Below are 20,979 nucleotides of genomic sequence, written 5' to 3'. Positions count from 1 at the left end.
ATGACGTTATCTAATAATACTTTCTCTTTTTTTGTATTATCGCTTTTGTTTTTAGTTTCATCATGTAGAAAAACTTCGACAGATTTTATTGAAAAGACTGTTTTAAAAGAAGCCGGAACTGAAGTTCTAGAAAAACTAACTAAAAATTCAGCAAAAGAAATAGCTGAATTAGGATTATCTAAGGAAGCTTCTAAATTTATCGCTAATAATTTTGACGACGATTTAGCTAAACAATTTTTAAAAGTTGCCTCCGAAAACAAGAATTTTATAAATACGGTAAAAAGAAACCCAAAATTCCTTAAGACCTGGAAAATATTTTCGGAAACTCAGTTTGGATCAAATCCTAACCAATTAAGTTGGATACACAGAATGCTAGAAAATGAAAAATTCACTTTAAAGAACGTCAATGGAAACGTGAATATTTTAGATACAAAAACCAATAAATTACTTGGTATATTTGAGAACGATAAGATCACTGCTTTTGCTGGAGAAGGTGGAAAAAAATTAAATCCGTTGTTAAATATTCACCCTTTAATCCCCAATACCCAATACAAAATAGGTATTAATTCAACCTATAGTGATAATTTTGGAAGAATCGAAAAAATGACATGTCCCTTAATGTCAAAATTAACAAAAGTGGAAAGAAGTCCAATTCAACAAGGTCTTTCTAAGAAACTAAAAGATGGCAAGATAGTAATTAATGAACTAGGAAATCCAATTAGAGTAAAAGCAGGTTATTACAGATATAGTGATGATGGAGGACATCTTTTAGCCAATATTCACGGTGGAATTTCAGAACAGATTAATGTTCTGCCTATGACTAGTAATGCTAATAAGGTTCATTTCAGAGAAATTGAAAATAACATTTCTAAAGCTATTTTACAAGGTAAAACAGTAAAAGACTATACTGTTATTCCCAAGTATACCGGAAAAAGTGGCAGACCTGATAAATTTTATGTCTCTTATCGAATTGACGGTGAATACTTTTCTAAGCAAATTATTAATAACTAAGAAAAAGAATTACATATTTAAGTTTTAGCACGTTATTGATGTGTTTACTTATAATGGTTTAGATTTGCTAAAAAACTATATAAGAAACTGGATGTCGCTTGATCAAACAAATCTTTTTATTAAATTTCCGAATTGGAAAATCTAAATGTAGAATTTAAATCATCAGCAATTCTCAAGTGAGGAACTCAAGTGAGGAAAACCCAAAAAACACCATAAAACCAAATTTTAACAAAAACACAATCAATTAAAAATCAATATTTTACAAAAATTAAAAATCAATAAAACAGTTTTCATAATCCTGAGGTCAAGGATTCAGCCCCCTCCCTCACTAAAGCATTTTTTACTTTAAATATTACTCAAGGTTTTATTTGAACCGAAAAAAATTATATTCAATAACATTAATTCTTTTTAAATCACCTACAAAACGGTTCGAGAATTGTCCCGTTAGGGCTACTAACAAAAAGCTTCAGAGAAATCTGGAGCTTTTTTTGTTTTTTGTAGTTCACACCTAAATACCTTTTAGCAACTGTTATAAATTTGATTTTTTATGCTTTTGCAAGCCTTCGAAGTTTTTCTTTTTCAGTTATTAAATAATTGGAATAAATCATCCCCATATTTATATTTTTTGCCATGTCCTTCAACATTCAACTCTTCTTTATTTAAAAACTTAGTTTGCAAGATTTATCTGAAACTTTTTTTTCCATTATACCTATATAAGTTCAATTTTATTATGAGTTAACCAACGTTTCAGATTAGTCACAAATCTTTTTAGATGATCCTCATTCAAAAATATATTTGTCCAGTAATCAAATCTATCACACTGAATACTAATATAGTAAATCATAATAGCGAGGCAGAGATATGGCAATACCTTTTTTTCTTCTTCTGATATAGCAGTTTCACTTTCATATCCTTTTAGGAATTGTTCTGCTTTTATTAGATAGTCATTTTCGTTAAGATTAGTTAAAAAAAGCTGGTATAAGAAATACGAAATATCGAGACACAACCAACCATTGCCACAAAAATCAAAATCAAAAAAAGTTGCTTCCTTATCTTGATCAATGTGCATATTATCAAACCAAACATCCAGATGGACAGCTCCAGATCTTATTTCTTCTTTATTTACATTCTTAAACTTAGTCTTAAGAAAACGTGACAAACTTTCTAAAAATTGAATTTCATCAGATGTATCTTTAAAAAAGAGTTTTACTCTAATCAAGGATTCATCTAGTAAAGTTTGTTCATTATAATTTATCCTCTTTAAAGTAAAATTTTCTGATGCCTTATGGACCTTCGCCAATCCTTTTCCTATAATGAAACTAGCATCTGCACTAAATTTTGCTATTTTAACCCCCTTTGCATAAGAGAATAACACACCATATCTTTTTCCTTCAGGAGCGTCGAACTCTTGAACTAGTTCATCAGAGATATCTGCTATTGGATATGCTATAGAAGTATTGCTCCTTTTTAGATGCAATAAAAGTCTTAATTCTTCCTCTATTTCTACTTTAGTCCTCCAATCGTGCGTGTATACCCTAAAAACATACTTTTCTACTCCATCAGCAACTACATAGAGATGATTCATTGCCGCTCTGAAAAGCTTACAATCTGTATTTTGACCAAGATTATATTTATTTTGTACTACTTCACAAAGTTTATTTGCAGAAAGAGTACTGTTTATAACTGAAAATTCTTGTTTCATTTTTAAATCCGTTGGTATTTTTTTTTGAAGCAAACAAATCTATATTAATTTATTCAGAAAAGAAATACATGACAAATGACTCAGATTGTTTTAAAAAAGAATATTCTATTCAAATACTAATAATACTCAACAAAAAAAGCTGTTTAAATAATGAATGCGTCCTGCTTATTAAGCCAAAAAACTTCAAAGAAATCTAAAGCTTTTTAGTTTTAAGTAAATTTATCGTTATTACAATCTTTTTACACCCTTTCGCAAAAGTTGGGAGACTTTTTTATATTGCTACAGCATCATAAACCAATGATTTTTAGATAAAATTATATGGCACTTTGGCAAGTACACTATAACGCAATTCCAAGGAGTTTTTACGAATATTCCAAAAGTAATCAAGTAGACCTTTATGAAGATGACTGGTCAAGTATTATGCGCATTGATAAAGACTTTTTCTTTAGCAAACTAGATTCTTTTATCGAAAGATCATGGGGTATGAGTCAGTTTCAAAGTTGGGGTCCTAGTGATCAATCGGATATTGGCATTACTTGTAACTTAGACAAAAATATAATTATTCATATTAGTTTTCGACTCGATTTAAGAGGGGAAATAGATTCTTTTCTTCTGCCCTTTCTTGAAATTTGCAGAGAATTTGATTTTTTAATTTTAGACCAAAATGAAAATTTATTTGAGCCTCAGATAGATAATTTTAGACCGAGTATTGAAAATAGTAGTGCTCTAAAGTTTGTTGCAAATCCTATTCAATTCATTACGGATTTTTCAAATGGGAAAATAAAACCAGAAAACTGACTTTTTAACGAGGGCTCGATTCAGATTGTGGGTGCGAAGTCAGAGACTTTCCATAATCTTATTATTCAAAACAAGATGAAAAAATTGTGGAAAGTCAGTCCGTGAAAGCTTTCGGGATTGCAGAACTTTTCAGTTTTGAGCTTTTTGCAGAGCGACGTTTTTTGTTTAAATTATTTTATCAAAAATAAATCTTCAAAATAAAAACTATTCCATTATATATAGTGTGGGCTATTAACGGCAATACTATCGCATTTTTTTGGTTTTTGCCTCTTATATATAAAAACGCAAACAATAAACCACCTGCAAAAGCATATAAAAAATAAAAAATATTATACAAATGCATTAACGCAAAGCTCAAGGCAGATATAAAGCAACAATACTTCAATTTCACTTTCAAACTTTTAAAAATTTCTATAACGGCGTATTGAAATAATAAAGTTTCCATTAACGGTGCAACTATAACAAATAAAACTATTTTTTCTTTGATAGTGTATTGATCATTAAAACCCTTGTTCAAAGCGATTCCAAAAAAATCGGAAATGATAGAAAATATGTAACTGTTTAAAAAATTTAAAAGAACTATTAGCAATATTAATTCCCACTGCCTAAGACCAAGTATAGTATTTTTAATTTTTGCGATCATACATTTCCTTTATAATAAAGACGCTTATTAACGCTTCTTAATTTTAAAAATTATTTAAAAATTTATTATGTACTCCTTATCATTCCTCCAAACTTCACGCTACGTAATCCCGAAAGTTTTTCAGTTTTAGAACTCTTTACAGAGTGAATGCTATATCTGATAATTTCAGTATTTTCTTACTTTCAAAAATAGGATTTTATTTTATAAACGCACTACGCAATCCCGTAAGCTTTCGCGGACTGACTTTGCGTTTGTTCAACAAATATAATTTAAGCAATATCCCTGTGTAACAAATTTTGTAAAAAACTACTTATGGCATATCGTCATAAAAATTTCTCAATCATTTAAATCAATCAATAAAAATCGAACAAACTTTCATGAAAACATTCTTATTTATTCCTCTGTGCTTAGCTTCGCTATTTTGCCATGCTCAAATAAATGATAAAAAACAGAAAACAGAACTAACCGTTATTGGAACAGTACATTTTCCAACAAAACAGATCAATTCGGACACCATTTATTCTGTTTTAGAAAATCTAAAACCTGATATCATTCTTATGGAATCGGATATGTCAAATTTTAATTCTGATTTTACATTTAAAAAAACTTATGATGAAAACGAATGGAATGCAATTGTAAAATACAGAGCCAATCATAAAAACACTTTGTTTAGACCAATGGAATTTGAAGGAAGAAATGCCTACAGAGTCCAAAACGGAATTCAAAATACTGACGCTGTGTTCAACGAAATAAACATTCTTGACTCTCTAAATATTCTCCCAGAAAAACATAAAAAAATCTGGAATAGATATATTGAATTATGCTATTCTTTAAACGAAGTAGACAATAGCACGCTAAAAGATTTAAACAAAACGTCTACAGACAATTTAGTCAAAGAGAGACAATTTTATCAATATCAAAAACTAAAAGAAATTGTGGACGAGAATAAGGAATTTTCAGAATTGAAAATTAAAACTTCTACAGATTTCATTTCATTACAAGAATTATATAGAAGATATTGCCACTTTGAAGAGTTAAGAAATAGAACTATAATTGACAATATTTTAAAATGGAAAAGCAAATATCCTAATAAGAAAATTGTTGCGTTAATTGGTTTTTACCATCGATACTTTTTAATAAATGAATTAAAATGGCAACAAGAAAAACATGCTTTTGAATTGAAAGAATATTACAATTAATAAAACAGTTAAAGAGCTTCAGATTTCTTTGAAGCTTTTTTTTGTTTCTTTCAAAAGCATAATACTTAACCCCTCTCAGCTCTGCAAAGTGCTGTCATATAAGCGGCGCAATCCCGAAAGCTTTCGGGATTGCGCCGCGTTTCAGTTGAACTCTTCAAGGAGCATTGCGCAGTAAAGTTTTAAGCCTTTAACTTTTCTCCAACTCCGTTTCGGTATGCATCACACACGCCCACTTATTGTGTTCTTTAATCCAAGTCGAAGTGCAGACACATTTTATAGGTATTTTTTGACTGTCGTCTAATATTGTAAAATCCAGATAATATCCTATTACGGCAGTATTTTCTGAAATTAGTTTTTCTTGTACATCGTAGATATTCAGCACTTTTATTTTGTTGGTTTGCCCAGAATCGAACATTTTTTTGAATTCGGCTTCGCTGATACTCTGAACTCCGTTTTTTCCCGCCACTATGCACGGAAACGACGTTAGATTTTTTACTGTTTCATAATCATTATTTTCAACTCCGTGCCAGTATTTTTTTTCTAGCTCTATAATCTGTACTTCCATAATATCTCAATTATTTATTAGACATTTCACAAATTTCAAATTAATATTTATTGAAAGCTTCTCTTTTAACATAGATTTAATCCCGAAAAAGAGGGCTCTTGAAATTATAAATCTGGTTTCGGACCTTTTGAAATTATAGTCCGCATCACGCCAGGAAACCATCTTTGCAGCCATACCGCTAGTTTGCCATGACCTGTAAAAACGTAATTTCGCTTTCGTTTCAAAATGGCTTTTATCATTACTTTCGCCGCTTTATCTGTCGGCCACATTAAATTTGATGGTCGCGGATCTGATTGTTCCGGATGCCAAACTCCGTCATTGTCAACCCGTGCAATTTCCGAAACTACAAATCCCGGATGCACTGTAGTGCAACTTACGCCTGTTCCCATTAATTCAGCTTGCAAAGTCAGACCAATAGAATTTACAGCCGCTTTTGAAGCGCCATAAGCACCTACATTAGGATTAGGAAGATAAGCGCCTACACTTCCAACCAAACCAATTCTTCCTTTCATTTTCTTTAAATGTGGCAGCGCATATTTTACCGTTAACGCTAAGCCTGTAACATTGCCTTGCAATTGTCTATTCCAATCTTTGGCAGTTAAGTTTTCGATACTTCCAAAAACGCCAAAACCTGCATTAGCAACCACTATATCCAATCGCCCCCATTTTGTGACGATTTGTTGGACTGTATTTCCAATCGAAGTTTCTTCCATAATATCGCAGGGAACGACCAATGCTTCTCCGCCCGAATCTTGAATCGTGTCGGCAACTTTATCCAATAGTTCTTTTCGCCTTGAAGAAAGCGCTACTTTATATCCTAATCTAGCGCATTCAATGGCCATTGCTTTTCCAATGCCAGACGAAGCGCCAGTAATCCATATTACGTCTTCTTTTGCTTTTGCCATTTTAATCTTTTTTAATTGAATAGTTGCCTTTCAATAAAAATACTTACATCTAAGATATTGATTTTCATTATACAAATGAATATTTCACTCTCTTTTTGATATTGAAAAAAATCTATATTAGCAACAACTAATCAGAAGGATATTAACCAAAAAAAAATTAAAGGGAAGAAAACAATGAGATTTAGAAATTCAAAATGAAGAACAAAATGACAGCAATCCATCTGAGAAAAAAGAAATGAATATTGCCTCGGTAGTTTTTAAAGAATTGTGCTTTTTGTGTTTTATATCAATTTTGGATAAAAGTAAAGTGATTTGAAACGACACTAAACAACATTCTTTATCTCAAATTTATAATCTAATTTATTGAGTTGTTCTGTAAAGTATTTTATAGAATCTTCTTTACTCATTCCGCTTTGTCCATAATCTACAAAGCCTTTTATAAAATCTTCACCAACAGCCTCCCAAATTAGCAATTTCTGATTTCGGAGTGCATCACCAAATATATTACAGAATAGAGTTGATTCTTCATCACTCATTTTCTTGTCAAAATATATTTCAAAATTGAAGGTCGTATACATAAAATGGTATTGTTTGTATTATGCTCTTATGAATTTAATATTTCATTTCTATAAATTTCTATTCTTTCTATCCAATTTCCCTGTTCATCCTATTTATACTGAAAGGTAGTATCAGTTGTTTTTAATAAGCATTTAACGAAATTAGACTTTTGAGGGAGATCTGAAGCTTTTATATTGAAAGATTAATGGCTTGAACACTTAGCACATAAGGCTATCAGTTTTAAGACAGCAAGTATTATAAAGAAAATTGTTTTTCCTGACATTCCGCTTCCCGAATCGCTAGACGAACTGCCGTTGCCGTCAATGTTAGAAAGAACAGCTTCTCTATTGCCAACCAATACCTCTGTCAAATGAGAATCGTAAGCAACATATCCTTGCATCGCGATGATGCACGAACTATAAAAATTAGATGTTTTATTAGCATTATAACGTTGTGAAGCTATATTGACAAGACTTCTGATTTTATTATCCATCTCGATCGAACTGAAATAAGACAGCAAAACATAAAAACTTCGATATTCGGCGTATGGAATTGCAGACAAGTTAGTCAAATTAATTTGGCTTATATTTACCAATATAGCATCTATTTTTCCATTTAATTTTTTATTGAGCTGAAAAAGCGCATCTTCTGGAAAACAGTCTTTAAAATCAAAAATATCACTTATAAAATCAAATTTATTTTGAGCCAAATGCTGATCAAAATACAAGACCAAATCATCGTTGAGAAATTGATATACGAAAGATTGTATTTTCTCCGAATCATATTCTCTTTGCGGAGCGGGAAAATTATTTCTGGAATAGTTTTTCTTTGAAAAAAGATTGTATAGAATTCGATTTGACACTATAAAATAGAGTTCTTGTCGATATTCTTTTAAAGCCAAAATCAGATTATTGGCTACATTAACGTCTATATCTGGATTTATTCTTTTCTCAACGTTAATTTGTTTTTCTGTTCGAATGATATCTTCTGGCGAAAATAACAGAATATTGCTTTTATCTATTTTTAACTCTTCAAATAACTCTATTATATTCATCCTTAAGTGTTAATTTATAGCACAAACATAATCTTTTTAAGCGTTTTGCAAAAAGATTAAATAAAAAATAAATTAGGAACATTTAGTAACTATAAAAGGTATAAGAGCACAAATCACGGCAAGCGCTATACCCATTGCAGGATGATTAATTTCTGCCTCAATACCTTGTCCTGTCTTAGATACAGCCTCTCTATTTTTGATAAGAAGTTCATGCAAATTTTCATTAAAAGCTGTATATGACGCCATAGAACGCAAAACAGAATTAAAAAAAAGGACATTTTTATTTCTTTTGTAAAATTTGAAAACGACCGAAAGCAGATTAGCTACTTTTTGATCCATTTCAATTCCTGAAAAATGTGATAACAAATCATAGAAAGGATTAAACTCAATATAATAAATATTCGAGTTTACATTTTCACTCGAAACTAATTGAGAATTAACAAAATCTACTTTAGAAAAAACAAGTAATGCCATTTTATGAAGAATCTCTTCTGGAAAATATCCTTTGAAATTCAGCAAATCACTAAGTTCTTCAAGAGTATTATATTTGTTTTTTGACAATTTTAAACCGAAAAAAGAAACCAAATCATCTGCTAAAAAAGAGAAATAAAGTGTTTTATCTTTTCATCTGAAACCGTCAGATCATAATCTGAAAAGTTATTTTTAGAAAAATTGCTCTGATTAAGAAAATTAAAAAGTATACGATTCAATAATACAAACAGTAGTTCTTCTTTGTATTCTTTTAATGCTAAAATTAAATTTTCGCTCGTTCTAGAATCTATTTCTGGATTGATCTTTTTTTCGAAATTTATCTTCTTCTCAATCCTGATGTAATCTTCAGAATCAAATTTTAAAATTTCATCTCTTTTCAAATCCAACAAAGAGAACAATTGAATGATGTTCATCGTACATAAATTAATTAGGACAATGATAAAAAATAATATTCATAATTAATATCGTATTAAATAAATTGTAAATTGCTGATTCATACAAATCCGATTTTAAGGCATGAATGTAATCATAAATCAACTATTTGAAATTGAAAAAAAGGCGCAAGAACAAAACTTTAACGGCTTTGATCGCAATTTAAAACGAATTTACAGCGAATTGGAAGAGCAAGGATATAAAATTATAAATCCGCTGGGAACAAATTATGACGAAAGAGACAGCTCCATTGACGCCAATATTATGAATTCGAATTCAAAAAAAATAACGAAAGTTATTAAGCCTGCAATTTATAAAACAGAAAATGACGCACTGCAGCTAATTCAAAAAGCAGTAGTTATCGTAGAATAATATCATCATTATGAAGAATATCAATATCGGAATTGATTTAGGAACAACCAATTCAGGAATTGCAAAATACGAAAACGGAAAAATTACTATCTATAAAAATCCTGTTGGGTTTAAAGATACTATTCCGTCTGTAGTTTCATTTCGAAAAGGACGTATTCAAATTGGCGAAAAAGCAAGAGAACACAGCGCAACAAATGCCGAAAATGTATTTTCTTCTTTTAAACGGAAAATGGGATCTGATGAAGAATATTTCATCAAAGACCTGGACAAAAATTGCAGTCCGATTGAGTTGTCTTCAATGGTTTTAAAAGAACTTATCAATTTCGCTCAAGGCGAAACTTTAAAATCTGCTGTTATTACAATTCCGGCTTCTTTTGATACGATTCAGTCTAATGCAACCAAAAAAGCGGGTTATCAAGCAGGTTTTGAAGAAATAGTTTTACTGCAAGAACCTATCGCTGCCTGTTTGGCATATTCTAATTCTTTAAACATCGAAATCACATCAGACCAAAAATGGCTGGTTTACGATTTTGGAGGCGGAACTTTTGATATTGCGTTGGTAAACATTAACGAACGAGATCTGAAAGTTTTTGACCATAAAGGAAATAACTTTTTGGGCGGAGTAGATTTGGACACTTTATTTGTGGAGAAAATAATATGTCCGAAAATCGAAAAAGCAACTCAAGAAAGTGGTCTTTGGTCGAAAATAATTGCCAAAGAAAATCCGATTTACAATAAACTCTTTTTTGAACTTCTTTATAAAGCAGAAGAAGCAAAAAAAGAACTTTCGATAAAAGAAATTTCAAGCATCGAAATTGATTTTGACGAACTTTCCATTTCGTTAGATATCGATATCCGTCGAGAAGAATTTGAAGCCATCATCAAACCTAAATTTGAAGAATCTTTTAATTTGGTCGAAAGATTAATCAAAGAAAATCATTTACATTTCTCAGATATTGAGCGCATTATATTAGTTGGCGGTACAACTTACATTCCGTATATACGCCAGCAATTGCAAGAGCGAACTCAAATTCAGGTAGAAAGCAATTTAGACCCTACAACAGCAGTGATGATTGGAGCGGCTTATTACGCAGGCTCAAAACCTTCTGAATTAACTGAAGAAGAAATTGCGAATAAACCTGTCGCAGAAGAAAACAGCATTCAAGTTGAAACCATCTACGAACCGCATTCTAAAGATTCAGAAGAACTGATTGTCGTACTTTTGGAAGAATCTTTTGATGGCTATTATAGAATTACAAGAGCTGATGGCGGTTTTGATACTGGACTTCTAAAAGCAAATAAAAAAATAGCAGAGTTTGTTCCTTTGTTGGAAAAAGCGACCAATCAGTTTACGCTGTTTTTATATGATAATCAGCAGAAACAAGTGTTTAGCAATCCGAATATTCAAATCACAAACGGATTGTACAGTATTACAGGACAGCCAATTCCGAATGATATCTGTTTAGAACTAGACGAAGAAACGGGAAAAAGCCACATGGAAATTATCTTTAAGAAAAATGACATTTTACCTTTAAAGAAAACGATTTATAAAACCTGTTCTAAAAACATTTTAAGAAATTCTGACCAAAAACTAATCATCAATGTAGTAGAAGGAAATGCTGGTAGCATGGTGGGGAGCAATCTTTCTATTGGTTACATTGAAATATGCGGAAGCAAGTTTGAACAGGATCTCTTGAAAGGAATGGATATTGAGCTGAATTTTAAAGTTTCAGAATCTCGAGATCTTAGCATCGACGTTTATATAAGTGCTTTAGATTTGGAAATAAGCGAAGTCTTTAATCCGCACCAAAGAAAAATTTCGATTGATAAAGTTTCAGCAGAAATCAAGGAGGCTTTAGATACCATTTTGGAAGAAATAAGAACCGAAGAGCGAGAAGAAAACTATGAATATTTAGCCAAACTAAAAAGATCACAAGAATCGCTGACTATTCTGTACAACGAGGCTTTGGAAAATAAAGAAGATGCTGTTACAGATAAAAAATACCAGATTGATGAATTGAAAAAAATCTACATTCAGGAATTTGATGATCTGGTAAGACATAAACACATATTATCTGAACTTGAAGAATACAACAACATAAAAGAAGCCCTTTCTTCCTATGTCGAAAAAGGAAGTCCGCGCCAAAAAGAAGAGTACGAAAAGATCATCAAAAACGAAAAGGAATTTCTTCAGTCAAGCAATAAATACTTGATTCGTAAAAAGAAAAAAGAATTAGAAAACCTGTTAGAGAACATTTACATCAATCAAGATGAAAGCTATTTGAATTATTTTTATAATTTTCGATTTGAAGATCCAAGCGCTTTCAAAGACAGATCCAAACACAGCAAATTGATCGAATTAGGAGAAAAAGCCATAAACAACGGCAACTTAATGGAATTAAAAACAATTTGCCATCAACTATACAATCTACTGATTACCAAACCAAAACGCAGCGACGATTTCAATACTTTTGATGGTAATCTTGGAATTAAATAACACAGATAGCAGACTATAAAGCTCTTCTCTCCTACTTAAAAAGCTTCAGAGCAATCTGGAGCTTTTCTTTTTACATAATTTCTTCAAACGCAATTGCTTCTTCAAATGAAATTTCTTTAGTTATAAAAGCGTCTTCTATAGTAATTATGCTTTTAATTCTCTCTATAATTTCTTTTGTTTTTTCACTTACAATATTGTTTGGCAAAATCGCAGTATAATAATCTACTTGATTGTGCCAGTCGCGCACAAAATCTAGTTCTTCTACATTTTCGAGTTTACTGAAAAGTCCCTCATTTTCGTTAATGATATACGAAACCAGTTTTTTTATTCCGTCTTTTTTAGCCATTGCAGCATCATTATAAAGTTGCTTTATAGCTCCTGTCATTCCTGGGCAAATAGTAGTAAAATCCCAACTAGAGATTTTTATTGCTGTTATTTCGCTTTCAGTCCAAAAAGCATCGTTCAATTCATTTATATAAAAATGATCATTCTCTTTTTCAATTATAGAATAAAACGGAAACGGAAAAAGCTTTGACAATTCCAATATCTGACTATCAGTTGCGCTTGCTGGCAGCCAAAAATCAGTATCGAAATTTAGTTTAAATTCTTGTTCAAAAAAATAAGTTATCTTTTCGATCAATTCAACATAATTGTTATTCGAAAAAACAAAGTCTTTAATAATCGGATTGTCATTTCTTAGAAAATCAACAGTCCGTTTTTTAATTACATCTTCGGCTTCAGAAACAGAAGAACATTTCTCCACTATTTGTCCAAATCCGCCATATTTGTAGGCGTCCCCATCCCAAAATAAATAAGATTTTCTAATTATTATTTCCATCTTTTAATTCTTCTTTTGAAATATTAGTTACCAAGATGCAGCAGCTGATTATTATCGTGCAAAATTCCAATGATCGTTTTATTAAAAGGCAACCGAATCGTTTTTTTCTTTCTTATCCATATCAGTTCATTCATTGGTTTTTCTACATCACTTATTATGATTTCTTTTGTGCCAATATAGAACTCATCAAAATATTCTTTTTTATCTAATTTATTTACAAATCTGTCTCCTGTTACCAATATAATATCTAAGCTTTTAATATTGCTCCAAGCTATAAAATGAGAAAAAAACAAGCTATTCTTTTGGACCCCATTTTTATCAACTGTAACAACTTCAGAAAAATAATTTGCCAAGCCTATTGCCATGATAGCGCCAAATAGGTATAAGAACACCAAAATCTTCGTCAGTATTCCATCTCCCAATCCAACAGCAATAGCACAATACAATATAAAAAATAGAAAAAGCAAAGGACCGCCTAAATTGAAAATACTAGTAAACGTAAAATTTTTAATGATAAGCTTTTTATCCATTTTAATGTTCAGAAGGAATTAATGAGTTGTCAAAATGTTGCGAATATATTGCTTTCTTTCTAAAAATTGTAGTCCAATTGACCTTGATTAAATAAATATACAGAAGAAATACACTTCTCGTAGTAGTAGTTTCCTAATAAAAACTTATAAGAATATTCTTTTAAAAGTGTGTTTTTTTAATATTTTTAAAAAATATTTTCCGCTTAAAAAAATGCAGCAAACCCATCTTTTCTACTTTACAAACTCAAAACAAACAATTATTAATCAAAGCGATATACAAACATTAACTTTATTTCCTGACGAATAAAAATTAATTAAAGCAGTTCTTTTCTTAACATTGCTAAAAAAGTTTTTTCAAAAAAGCTTTGTACAATCCAAAAATAGTTGCATTTTTGCACCCGCAATAGCAAAGCAGGTCCGTTCGTCTATCGGTTAGGACGCCAGGTTTTCATCCTGGTAAGGGGGGTTCGATTCCCCCACGGACTACTTACTAAGTCAAAAAGCTTCAGAGAAATCTGGAGCTTTTTTTGTTTATATTTACTTCGTTAAAATGTTTTAGAAAAGACAATAAAAAAAACCAACCCAAATCCTACAATGAAACACAATCTAATTGCCCTTTTATTTGTATTCGCCTCTGCAAATATGTTTGGACAAGCGCCCGACAGCAAAACCAATTATAGCAACAGCAAATTACCTCCAGAAGAAGCTGTTACTAATAAATCATTAAAACCGCTTAAGAAAATCTCTCTAGACGACTCTTCTATTTTAATTTACGATTACGATGGCACTCTTTTTTCATGGGATCTAGAAGTAGAAAGCATTGTTTGGAGCATAAAAGCTGCAGATGCTCATACCGAAATGTGCGCCAACAAAATCACCATTCACGATGGTGTTGTATATATTCCGTTTATTAATGGCGAAATTTATGCCGTAGACAACGGAACAGGAACTATTTTCTGGAAATCTAGATTAGGAAATAGTACCGACCAAATTGCACTAAAAGATCAGACTCCTATTATAGCTAATGGAAAACTTTTTATTACCGCTCAAAATCAAAATCAGAGCAGCAACTTGTACGCTTTGGACTTAAAAGACGGAAGCTTGGCATGGAACTATAAATTAGACACGCCAAACAACGACATAGAGCCACTATTTTTCGATAATAAGATCTTTACCCAAAGCGGAAACAATGTGTACTGTTTTGAAGCTAATACAGGAAAACTGCTTAATAAAAAAAGCTTTGACGAAATCATGACAGGAAAACCGGTTACAGACGGCGAAAGTGTTTTCGTGGCCGGCGACAAAAATTGGCTGTACGCGTTAAAGCCAAATAGTCTAGATGTTTTATGGCAGTTTAAAATAGAAGAAAACCAAAACAACGTTAAAGAACGTATCGTTTGCCATGACAAAAAACTCTATTTTGCAGCGCAAGGCACTGAGGTTTCGTCGATCTACGCCGTTGATTCTAAAACCGGAACACAGCTATGGAAAACAGATTTTAAAGGCGACAATGTCGAATACATTGTTAAAGAGGTTGATAATCTTTGGGGATATACTCGCAACAAGAAACTTTTTGAATTGGACTTATCTAACGGTGAAATCGCTTTTGAAGAAAAATTAACTACACTGCCTATTTCAAACATTGAATTTCCTGCAGATGATAACTTGCTTTACTATTATTGCGATGCAGGTTTAATTCAATTTGATCTCAAAGAAAAAGACGAAAACGTATATTATATGCGAACCTCAATTACAGACAATCCTTATAGCGCTTATTTAAAGATCATCAGATAATAAAAAAAGACCATTTTTCAATGGTCTTTTTTTATTATTATTCTATTTTGAGAAAATTATGCTCTAAACAAAGCATATTTATTGTAGTTGTACAAAACTTTATCATAAGGAACATAAAGCGAAACTATTTTCTCTGTTGATTCGTTAAACTTAATTCCGTTGTGCTTTCTAAACAAATAAATTTCTTTCAAGCAATTAGAAAGGCTTTGGTGAATTTCAGTTGTAAAAGTTGGCAATTTTTTATCTCCCACCAAAAGATCAATCTGGTAGTTTGAACTGCTTTTTGACAAGTTATTACCAATAATTCTAATTGTAAAAGTGGTTGATTTTCCGTATTGTTCTCCCTGATATTGTAGCGTCATGATTTCTTTTTATTAAGTGATTAGTAATACCGCCAATTGCTCGGCTTTTGGTTCTCTAGATACTTTATATTAAAGTTATAAAAATTTCAGACAAACATAAAAAATCCTTTCTAAATTATATGTTATTTTTTTCAAGAAACCTTTACATCTAAAAAAACGAAAACCGTAAAATATTACGGTTTTAATAATTAACTAAATGTAAAATTCATTCATAAGCATCGATTGGTTTTGGGTAACTATTGTAATTTATTTTCTTGGTTTATTTCTAATAAAAATGGATTTCCGTTTTCGTCCATCATTGTCACATTTAAAGCATCCAGAAGCGCTATCTTTTTTGAAACTTCGCCTGTAAATTTATTATACGAAAGATTCAATTCTGCCAGATTAGCAAGCTTTTCAATCTCGAGCGGAATTACACCTGTAAAATCATTATCAAACAAACTGAAATTCTGCAACGCATTTAGATTAATGATCTCACTAGTTAAACTTCCCGATAACTTATTATTATTTAAAAGAAGTACTTTTAATCCCAAAATTTTATAAATAGAAGCAGGTAGCTTTCCTTTGATTTCGTTATCAAAAACAGCTAATACTTCCAACTGATTCAGCTTTCCAATTTCCAACGGAAGCTCTCCTGAAATAGCATTTCTAAAAAGCTCTAAATCTTTTAATTTCACTAATTGACAAATAGAAGCTGGAATTTCGCCCGATAATTTATTGTCGGCAATATTCAGCAACTCTAACTCTTTCAGATTTAAAACAGAAGAAGACAAACTTCCCTCAATTTTATTCTTTTCCAGATTAAGCGATTCTAAATTTACAAGATCGTAAAGCGCTTCGGGCAATTCTCCTTGCAGGTTATTATCTGCCAAATTGAGAGCCACAACTTTTCCGTTTTCAGCTTTAACTCCGTACCACGTAGAAACAGACAGGCTTAAGTCCCATTTTGTTTTCCATTGCAAACCATTTGTTGCGTGATACAATTTTATAAGCGCTTCTTTTTCTTTGTCCGAAACGGTATCTGCCAAGACGCTAAGCGAAAAAGCAAATACTAAAGAAAATGTAATTAAAATTTTCATAACAGATTTGGGATTTGTTACGTGCGTAAAATTATACAATTCATAGTTATAATGCACTAAATATCGGCAAAGTGTTGAAAAAAATTAAAATTATAAGATTTAAGCTGCTTTTTTATTATTTTCAAAAAGCTGTTCAATTTTTAATTACATTTGATTAACTAATCTAAAAACCTCACATCATGCAAATTAACTTCGCCGCTTTATTTATTGCTGCAATTGTAACACTCGTAACCGGTTTTATCTGGTACAGTCCAAAAGTATTCGGAACGATCTGGATGAAAGAAAATAATCTTACTCAAGAAGAGCTAAGAAAAGGAAACATGCTTAAAATCTTCGGATTAACGTACATTTTTTCTTTAATGATTACAATGACTTTAATGTCGCTAACAATCCATCAGTCTGGCGCAATCGGAATGGTAGGCGGACCGCCTCTACTAGATAGCGCAAAACCATCATTTGCCGCTTTTATGGCAGATTATGGAATGGCTTATAGAACTTTTAAACATGGCGCGCTTCACGGTTTTATGTCTGGATTATTCTTCGCGTTTCCGCTAATTGGAATTAACGGTTTATTCGAAAGAAAATCTTGGAAATATATTTTCATTCATGCCGGATATTGGATGCTTACACTAACACTTATGGGCGGAATCATCTGCGGATTTGCTTAAATAACAACATACAAAACCCGCTTGAAAAACTTACTTCAAGCGGGTTTTTCACAATAATAACTTAAAGCCCGTTAGTTATTGTAAATATTATCTAATTTTGGAGAAACTAGCTCACTCTTTTGAATACAACATATTCTTTCCAGATTTACAAAAGCGCATCGCTATTGCCTTTAGAATGGAACTCGCTTGCAGCAAATAACATTTTTTTGACACGAGAATATCTCGAAGTACTGGAAAATTCTTCTCCAGTAAACATGACCTGCCATTTCATAGGACTTTTTGAAGAAAAAAAACTAATCGGTATTGTTTTAACGCAATTCTTATTTGCAGAAAAACTGGAGTCTTTTGGAGAGCGCGATAAATGTTTAAAAACTTCGGTCCGCAATTTTGCTTTAAAGAATTTTGCTTCGCACGTTTTATTCGTTGGAAACAATATGCTCACAGGTCAAAATGCTTTTATTTTTGACAAAACCGTCAAAGAATCCAAAGCGATAAAAACACTTCACAAAGCAATTAATCAGTTAAAAAAGGATTTAAAAGAAAGCGGAAAGAAAGTACACATTACCAGCATAAAAGATTTTACAGCCAAAGAAATCGAACCGCTTCAAGCTGAATTTAAAAACAATTACACGTTTTCTACTCAACCCAATATGATTTTTAAAATCAATGAAAATTGGAAATCAGAACAAGATTACATTGATGCTTTGTCCAAAAAATATCGTGATCAGTACAAACGTGCACGCAAAAAATCAGAAGGGATTGTAAAGCAGCAAATGTCGCTTTCTGACATCAAACAATATGAAGATATGATTTACGATTTGTATTTTCATGTTGCTAAAAATGCGCCTTTCAATACTTTTTTCTTGGCCAGAAATCATTTTAGTTTTTTTAAAGAAATCATGGGAGAAAACTTTCTCCTATACGGTTATTTCTTAAACGAAAAATTGATTGGCTTCAACACTTTAATCAAAAATGGAGATGTCATGGATACCTATTTTTTAGGTTATGACGAAAGTGTGCAGCGCGAGAAGATGCTGTATTTAAATATGCTTTATGATATGATTGCTTATTCTATCAAAAAGGGTTTCCGCGAAATTGTTTTTGCTAGAACTGCACTTGAAATTAAAAGTTCTGTTGGAGCAAAACCTGTAAAAATGTATGGCTTAATTACACACAGCAATGCTTTAATTAATCATAACATTTCTAGATTTTTCAATTATTTGGAACCAAAAACGGAATGGCAGGAACGCAATCCGTTTAAATAAAAAAATGTCGCTCCGCTGGAGCTTTTAAACCTTGTAAATCAAACGTTTTCTATAAATATTTCGCTCCTAACGGAGCTTTTTTTAAGCCCTGGAAGAGCGAAATATTTATAGAAAAATTGGTTGTAAAATTAAAAAAGCTCCAGCGGAGCGACACATTTGCGGACCAAAATATTCCTTGAATACAAAATCATGGAACCGCAATTTTCATTTGCTTGTGCAGAATATGAATTTCTAAAGAAGTCTGTGCCCCGCAATATTCTCCATCAATTTGAAAATTAACAGGATAATCGGTTTTTATTTCTGCTTTTTCAGTTGAAATAATCACAATATCATCAGAATCAATTGGCATATTTCCGGTAATTATTTTTCCAATTAAAAGCAGATCGAGACTTTTTAAAATTACAAGTTCAAACTTACCGTCATTCATAGCACCATTCGGATTAATAATGACGCCTGTTCCATATTTCTGCGAATTCGCAATTACAATCATTCTCGCCACATGCTCGACTGTTTTATTATTTGCAGAAATTTTGGCTACAAAAGGCTCTTCCGATTCTTTTAGTGTTGTAAAAGCCTGCAATGCATAACCCCAGAATCCTCGAACATCACTTTGCTCGTAATTCTTAACCAAGTTTGCATTCAAGCCAAGATCGCTTAAATGAATGCTTTTTTTACCGTTGATACAAATCATGTCCATTTCGATATAGTGGTGCAAAAACGCTATTTTAAGGTTCTCTTCTATTCCATCAGGAAGATTTAAATCTACCGAAAGTCCGTTGGCAGAACCTGCTGGCAAAATCCCAATTATAACATCTTGCTCTTCCATAGCTTCGGCCACCATTTTTATGGTTCCGTCGCCACCAGCCACAATTATTCGTTCTGGATCGTGCTGATCATACAATGTTTGTATTGCTTTAGAATCATTTTTACCTGTAGTTTCATAAACTTTCAGATTAAAATGATTTGTAGTTGCAAATTCTTCTACAGCCTCGATTAATTCCGATTTATCAAGATCCCCAGATATAGGATTTACAACAAATATGATATTCTTTTTCAAAATTTTATTTTTAAAACCAATTAAAATAAGTAAATTACAGTTACATAAATATACGGAATTAATGAAACCAATTTTACAATTATATCGAGGTTATGCAAATGAGCAAGAATTAATTGTAATGGGACACGTTTTAAAAAGAGAACAAAATTACAATTTCGAAAAAAGGAAATTAAAAAATGCCACTTCGATTCTCAAATTGTTCCGAATAAAAACCATTCAAAATTTTGATGTTTACCTGCATTATAACAACGAAATAATTCACACGAAGACTTTAGATGACGGTTATTTTAAATTTTGCATTCCGTTAGAAAAAGAAACTCATTTTGGATGGATGCCATACGAAGTTAGTTTGAAATACGAAAACAAAACCACAATTTGCAAAGGCAGTTTTATCCGACCGCATAAAGGGACACTCGGAATTATATCTGATATTGATGACACATTCCTGATTTCGCACACAAATAACTTTTTTCGAAAGCTTTATATTTTGCTTTTTAAAAATGTAAACGATCGGAAAGTTTTTAAAGATGTCGTACCACATTATCAAGCTTTAAGTTCTGCCGGAAGAGATAGCATAGAAGAAGTAAATGCTTTTTTTTATATCTCGAGCAGCGAATGGAATTTATATCGATTTATTGCCAAATTCACTAAACTAAATCGTCTGCCAAAAGCAGTCTTCCTTCTAAAAGATATCAAGCGTGGTATTACCGATTTTTTCATGAGCGGAAGAGGAAATCATGATCATAAATTCGAAAAAATAAAACATGTAGTTGAATTCTACCCAACCTTAAAATATGTTTTAATGGGCGACGACTCACAGCACGACCCAATGCTTTATGAAAGAATCTGCAAAATATTTCCCGTTACCGTAATTGCCGTCTACATTAGGCAAACTGGAAAAACTCAAAAAAATGAAGTCAAAAAGATTTTAAGCAATTTAGAAAGCCTGAATGTTTCCGTTTGCTATTTTAAAGAAAGCAGTAAAGCGATTGAACATTCTCGATCTATTGGGATTATTAAATAGTTTTGTTTCAAGTTTCAAGTTTCAAGTTTCAAGTTTCAAGTTTCAAGTTTCAAGTTTCAAGTTTCAAGTTTCAAGTTTCAAGTTTCAAGTTTCAAGTTATTCCTCGTGCCTCGGAATAACTGATTGTGCGATCA

Annotated in this window: 22 protein-coding genes and 1 tRNA gene; 10 read left to right on the top strand and 13 right to left on the bottom strand. The window is 31.6% G+C overall.

Annotation, left to right across the window (positions count from 1 at the left end; translation table 11 throughout):
* Complete coding sequence (locus tag ABTV69_RS09185) at nt 1–1,011, top strand: DNA/RNA non-specific endonuclease (protein ID WP_433835648.1); 1,011 nt, start codon at nt 1–3, stop codon at nt 1,009–1,011.
* 709 nt (nt 1,012–1,720) lie between these two features.
* Here the strand turns inward: ABTV69_RS09185 and ABTV69_RS09180 are convergent.
* The gene (locus tag ABTV69_RS09180; RefSeq protein ID WP_433835646.1) at nt 1,721–2,713 is read right to left on the bottom strand and encodes a phosphotransferase; all 993 of its coding nucleotides are present in this window, start codon (nt 2,711–2,713) and stop codon (nt 1,721–1,723) included.
* Between the two features lie 318 nt (nt 2,714–3,031).
* Between ABTV69_RS09180 and ABTV69_RS09175 the strand changes: the two genes are divergently transcribed.
* Nucleotides 3,032–3,511, top strand: a complete 480-nt coding sequence (locus ABTV69_RS09175) for a hypothetical protein (protein WP_433835644.1) — start codon at nt 3,032–3,034, stop codon at nt 3,509–3,511.
* Between the two features lie 178 nt (nt 3,512–3,689).
* Here ABTV69_RS09175 and ABTV69_RS09170 read toward each other — a convergent pair whose 3' ends face one another.
* Nucleotides 3,690–4,154, bottom strand: a complete 465-nt coding sequence (locus ABTV69_RS09170; RefSeq protein ID WP_433835642.1) for a lysostaphin resistance A-like protein — start codon at nt 4,152–4,154, stop codon at nt 3,690–3,692.
* 377 nt (nt 4,155–4,531) lie between these two features.
* Between ABTV69_RS09170 and ABTV69_RS09165 the strand changes: the two genes are divergently transcribed.
* Entirely contained in the window at nt 4,532–5,353 is an 822-nt protein-coding gene (locus ABTV69_RS09165) for a hypothetical protein (protein WP_433835640.1), read from the top strand.
* 187 nt (nt 5,354–5,540) lie between these two features.
* On the opposite strand, the gene ABTV69_RS09160 is transcribed toward ABTV69_RS09165, so the two are convergent.
* The 6 genes from ABTV69_RS09160 to ABTV69_RS09135 all read right to left on the bottom strand — a co-directional run bounded on the left by ABTV69_RS09160 (nt 5,541) and on the right by ABTV69_RS09135 (nt 9,340).
* Nucleotides 5,541–5,918, bottom strand: a complete 378-nt coding sequence (locus ABTV69_RS09160) for a nuclear transport factor 2 family protein (protein ID WP_433835638.1) — start codon at nt 5,916–5,918, stop codon at nt 5,541–5,543.
* A gap of 104 nt (nt 5,919–6,022) precedes the next feature.
* Complete coding sequence (locus ABTV69_RS09155) at nt 6,023–6,823, bottom strand: SDR family NAD(P)-dependent oxidoreductase (RefSeq protein WP_433835636.1); 801 nt, start codon at nt 6,821–6,823, stop codon at nt 6,023–6,025.
* 323 nt (nt 6,824–7,146) lie between these two features.
* Nucleotides 7,147–7,401, bottom strand: coding sequence for a hypothetical protein (locus ABTV69_RS09150; RefSeq protein WP_433835634.1), 255 nt, complete (start codon nt 7,399–7,401; stop codon nt 7,147–7,149).
* Between the two features lie 182 nt (nt 7,402–7,583).
* On the bottom strand, nt 7,584–8,435 hold the full coding sequence (locus ABTV69_RS09145) for a hypothetical protein (RefSeq protein WP_433835632.1): 852 nt from the start codon (nt 8,433–8,435) through the stop codon (nt 7,584–7,586).
* Between the two features lie 72 nt (nt 8,436–8,507).
* Complete coding sequence (locus tag ABTV69_RS09140; RefSeq protein WP_433835630.1) at nt 8,508–8,996, bottom strand: hypothetical protein; 489 nt, start codon at nt 8,994–8,996, stop codon at nt 8,508–8,510.
* 32 nt (nt 8,997–9,028) lie between these two features.
* Nucleotides 9,029–9,340, bottom strand: a complete 312-nt coding sequence (locus ABTV69_RS09135) for a hypothetical protein (protein WP_433835628.1) — start codon at nt 9,338–9,340, stop codon at nt 9,029–9,031.
* A 103-nt stretch (nt 9,341–9,443) separates the two neighbouring features.
* On the opposite strand from ABTV69_RS09135, the gene ABTV69_RS09130 reads away from it, so the two are divergent.
* Nucleotides 9,444–9,731 carry a hypothetical protein gene (locus ABTV69_RS09130; RefSeq protein ID WP_433835626.1) on the top strand — a complete coding sequence of 96 codons (288 nt, stop codon included), beginning with the start codon at nt 9,444–9,446 and terminating at the stop codon, nt 9,729–9,731.
* A 10-nt stretch (nt 9,732–9,741) separates the two neighbouring features.
* On the top strand, nt 9,742–12,228 hold the full coding sequence (locus ABTV69_RS09125; protein ID WP_433835624.1) for an Hsp70 family protein: 2,487 nt from the start codon (nt 9,742–9,744) through the stop codon (nt 12,226–12,228).
* Between the two features lie 70 nt (nt 12,229–12,298).
* Here the strand turns inward: ABTV69_RS09125 and ABTV69_RS09120 are convergent, their stop codons facing one another.
* Together ABTV69_RS09120 and ABTV69_RS09115 are read right to left on the bottom strand one after the other, a co-directional pair.
* The gene (locus ABTV69_RS09120) at nt 12,299–13,066 is read right to left on the bottom strand and encodes a hypothetical protein (protein WP_433835622.1); all 768 of its coding nucleotides are present in this window, start codon (nt 13,064–13,066) and stop codon (nt 12,299–12,301) included.
* A gap of 23 nt (nt 13,067–13,089) precedes the next feature.
* Nucleotides 13,090–13,596, bottom strand: coding sequence for a hypothetical protein (locus ABTV69_RS09115; RefSeq protein WP_433835620.1), 507 nt, complete (start codon nt 13,594–13,596; stop codon nt 13,090–13,092).
* A 414-nt stretch (nt 13,597–14,010) separates the two neighbouring features.
* Between ABTV69_RS09115 and ABTV69_RS09110 the strand changes: the two genes are divergently transcribed.
* Both ABTV69_RS09110 and ABTV69_RS09105 read left to right on the top strand, forming a co-directional pair.
* Nucleotides 14,011–14,082 (top strand) — tRNA-Glu (locus tag ABTV69_RS09110).
* Nucleotides 14,083–14,190: 108 nt separating this feature from the next.
* Complete coding sequence (locus ABTV69_RS09105; RefSeq protein ID WP_433835618.1) at nt 14,191–15,390, top strand: PQQ-binding-like beta-propeller repeat protein; 1,200 nt, start codon at nt 14,191–14,193, stop codon at nt 15,388–15,390.
* 56 nt (nt 15,391–15,446) lie between these two features.
* Here the strand turns inward: ABTV69_RS09105 and ABTV69_RS09100 are convergent, their stop codons facing one another.
* The gene (locus ABTV69_RS09100; RefSeq protein ID WP_433835616.1) at nt 15,447–15,752 is read right to left on the bottom strand and encodes a hypothetical protein; all 306 of its coding nucleotides are present in this window, start codon (nt 15,750–15,752) and stop codon (nt 15,447–15,449) included.
* 236 nt (nt 15,753–15,988) lie between these two features.
* Nucleotides 15,989–16,831, bottom strand: coding sequence for a leucine-rich repeat domain-containing protein (locus tag ABTV69_RS09095; protein WP_433835614.1), 843 nt, complete (start codon nt 16,829–16,831; stop codon nt 15,989–15,991).
* Nucleotides 16,832–17,010: 179 nt separating this feature from the next.
* On the opposite strand from ABTV69_RS09095, the gene ABTV69_RS09090 reads away from it, so the two are divergent.
* Nucleotides 17,011–17,499, top strand: a complete 489-nt coding sequence (locus ABTV69_RS09090) for a DUF1761 domain-containing protein (RefSeq protein WP_433835612.1) — start codon at nt 17,011–17,013, stop codon at nt 17,497–17,499.
* Nucleotides 17,500–17,618: 119 nt separating this feature from the next.
* Nucleotides 17,619–18,764: a GNAT family N-acetyltransferase gene (locus ABTV69_RS09085; protein ID WP_433835610.1), complete on the top strand. Its 1,146-nt coding sequence runs from the start codon at nt 17,619–17,621 to the stop codon at nt 18,762–18,764.
* A 187-nt stretch (nt 18,765–18,951) separates the two neighbouring features.
* Here ABTV69_RS09085 and ABTV69_RS09080 read toward each other — a convergent pair whose 3' ends face one another.
* Nucleotides 18,952–19,821 carry a diacylglycerol/lipid kinase family protein gene (locus tag ABTV69_RS09080; protein ID WP_433835608.1) on the bottom strand — a complete coding sequence of 290 codons (870 nt, stop codon included), beginning with the start codon at nt 19,819–19,821 and terminating at the stop codon, nt 18,952–18,954.
* A 61-nt stretch (nt 19,822–19,882) separates the two neighbouring features.
* Between ABTV69_RS09080 and ABTV69_RS09075 the strand changes: the two genes are divergently transcribed.
* Nucleotides 19,883–20,845 (top strand): App1 family protein, encoded by a 963-nt coding sequence (locus ABTV69_RS09075; RefSeq protein WP_433835606.1) that lies wholly within the window; start codon nt 19,883–19,885, stop codon nt 20,843–20,845.
* The last annotated feature ends 134 nt before the right edge of the window (nt 20,846–20,979 follow it).

This window comes from Flavobacterium anhuiense (assembly GCF_050990855.1).
GTDB classification, from domain to species: Bacteria; Bacteroidota; Bacteroidia; order Flavobacteriales; family Flavobacteriaceae; genus Flavobacterium; species Flavobacterium anhuiense_C.
Note: the sequence above shows the minus strand (reverse complement) of the source record. Positions and strands in the feature narration are given on the sequence as shown.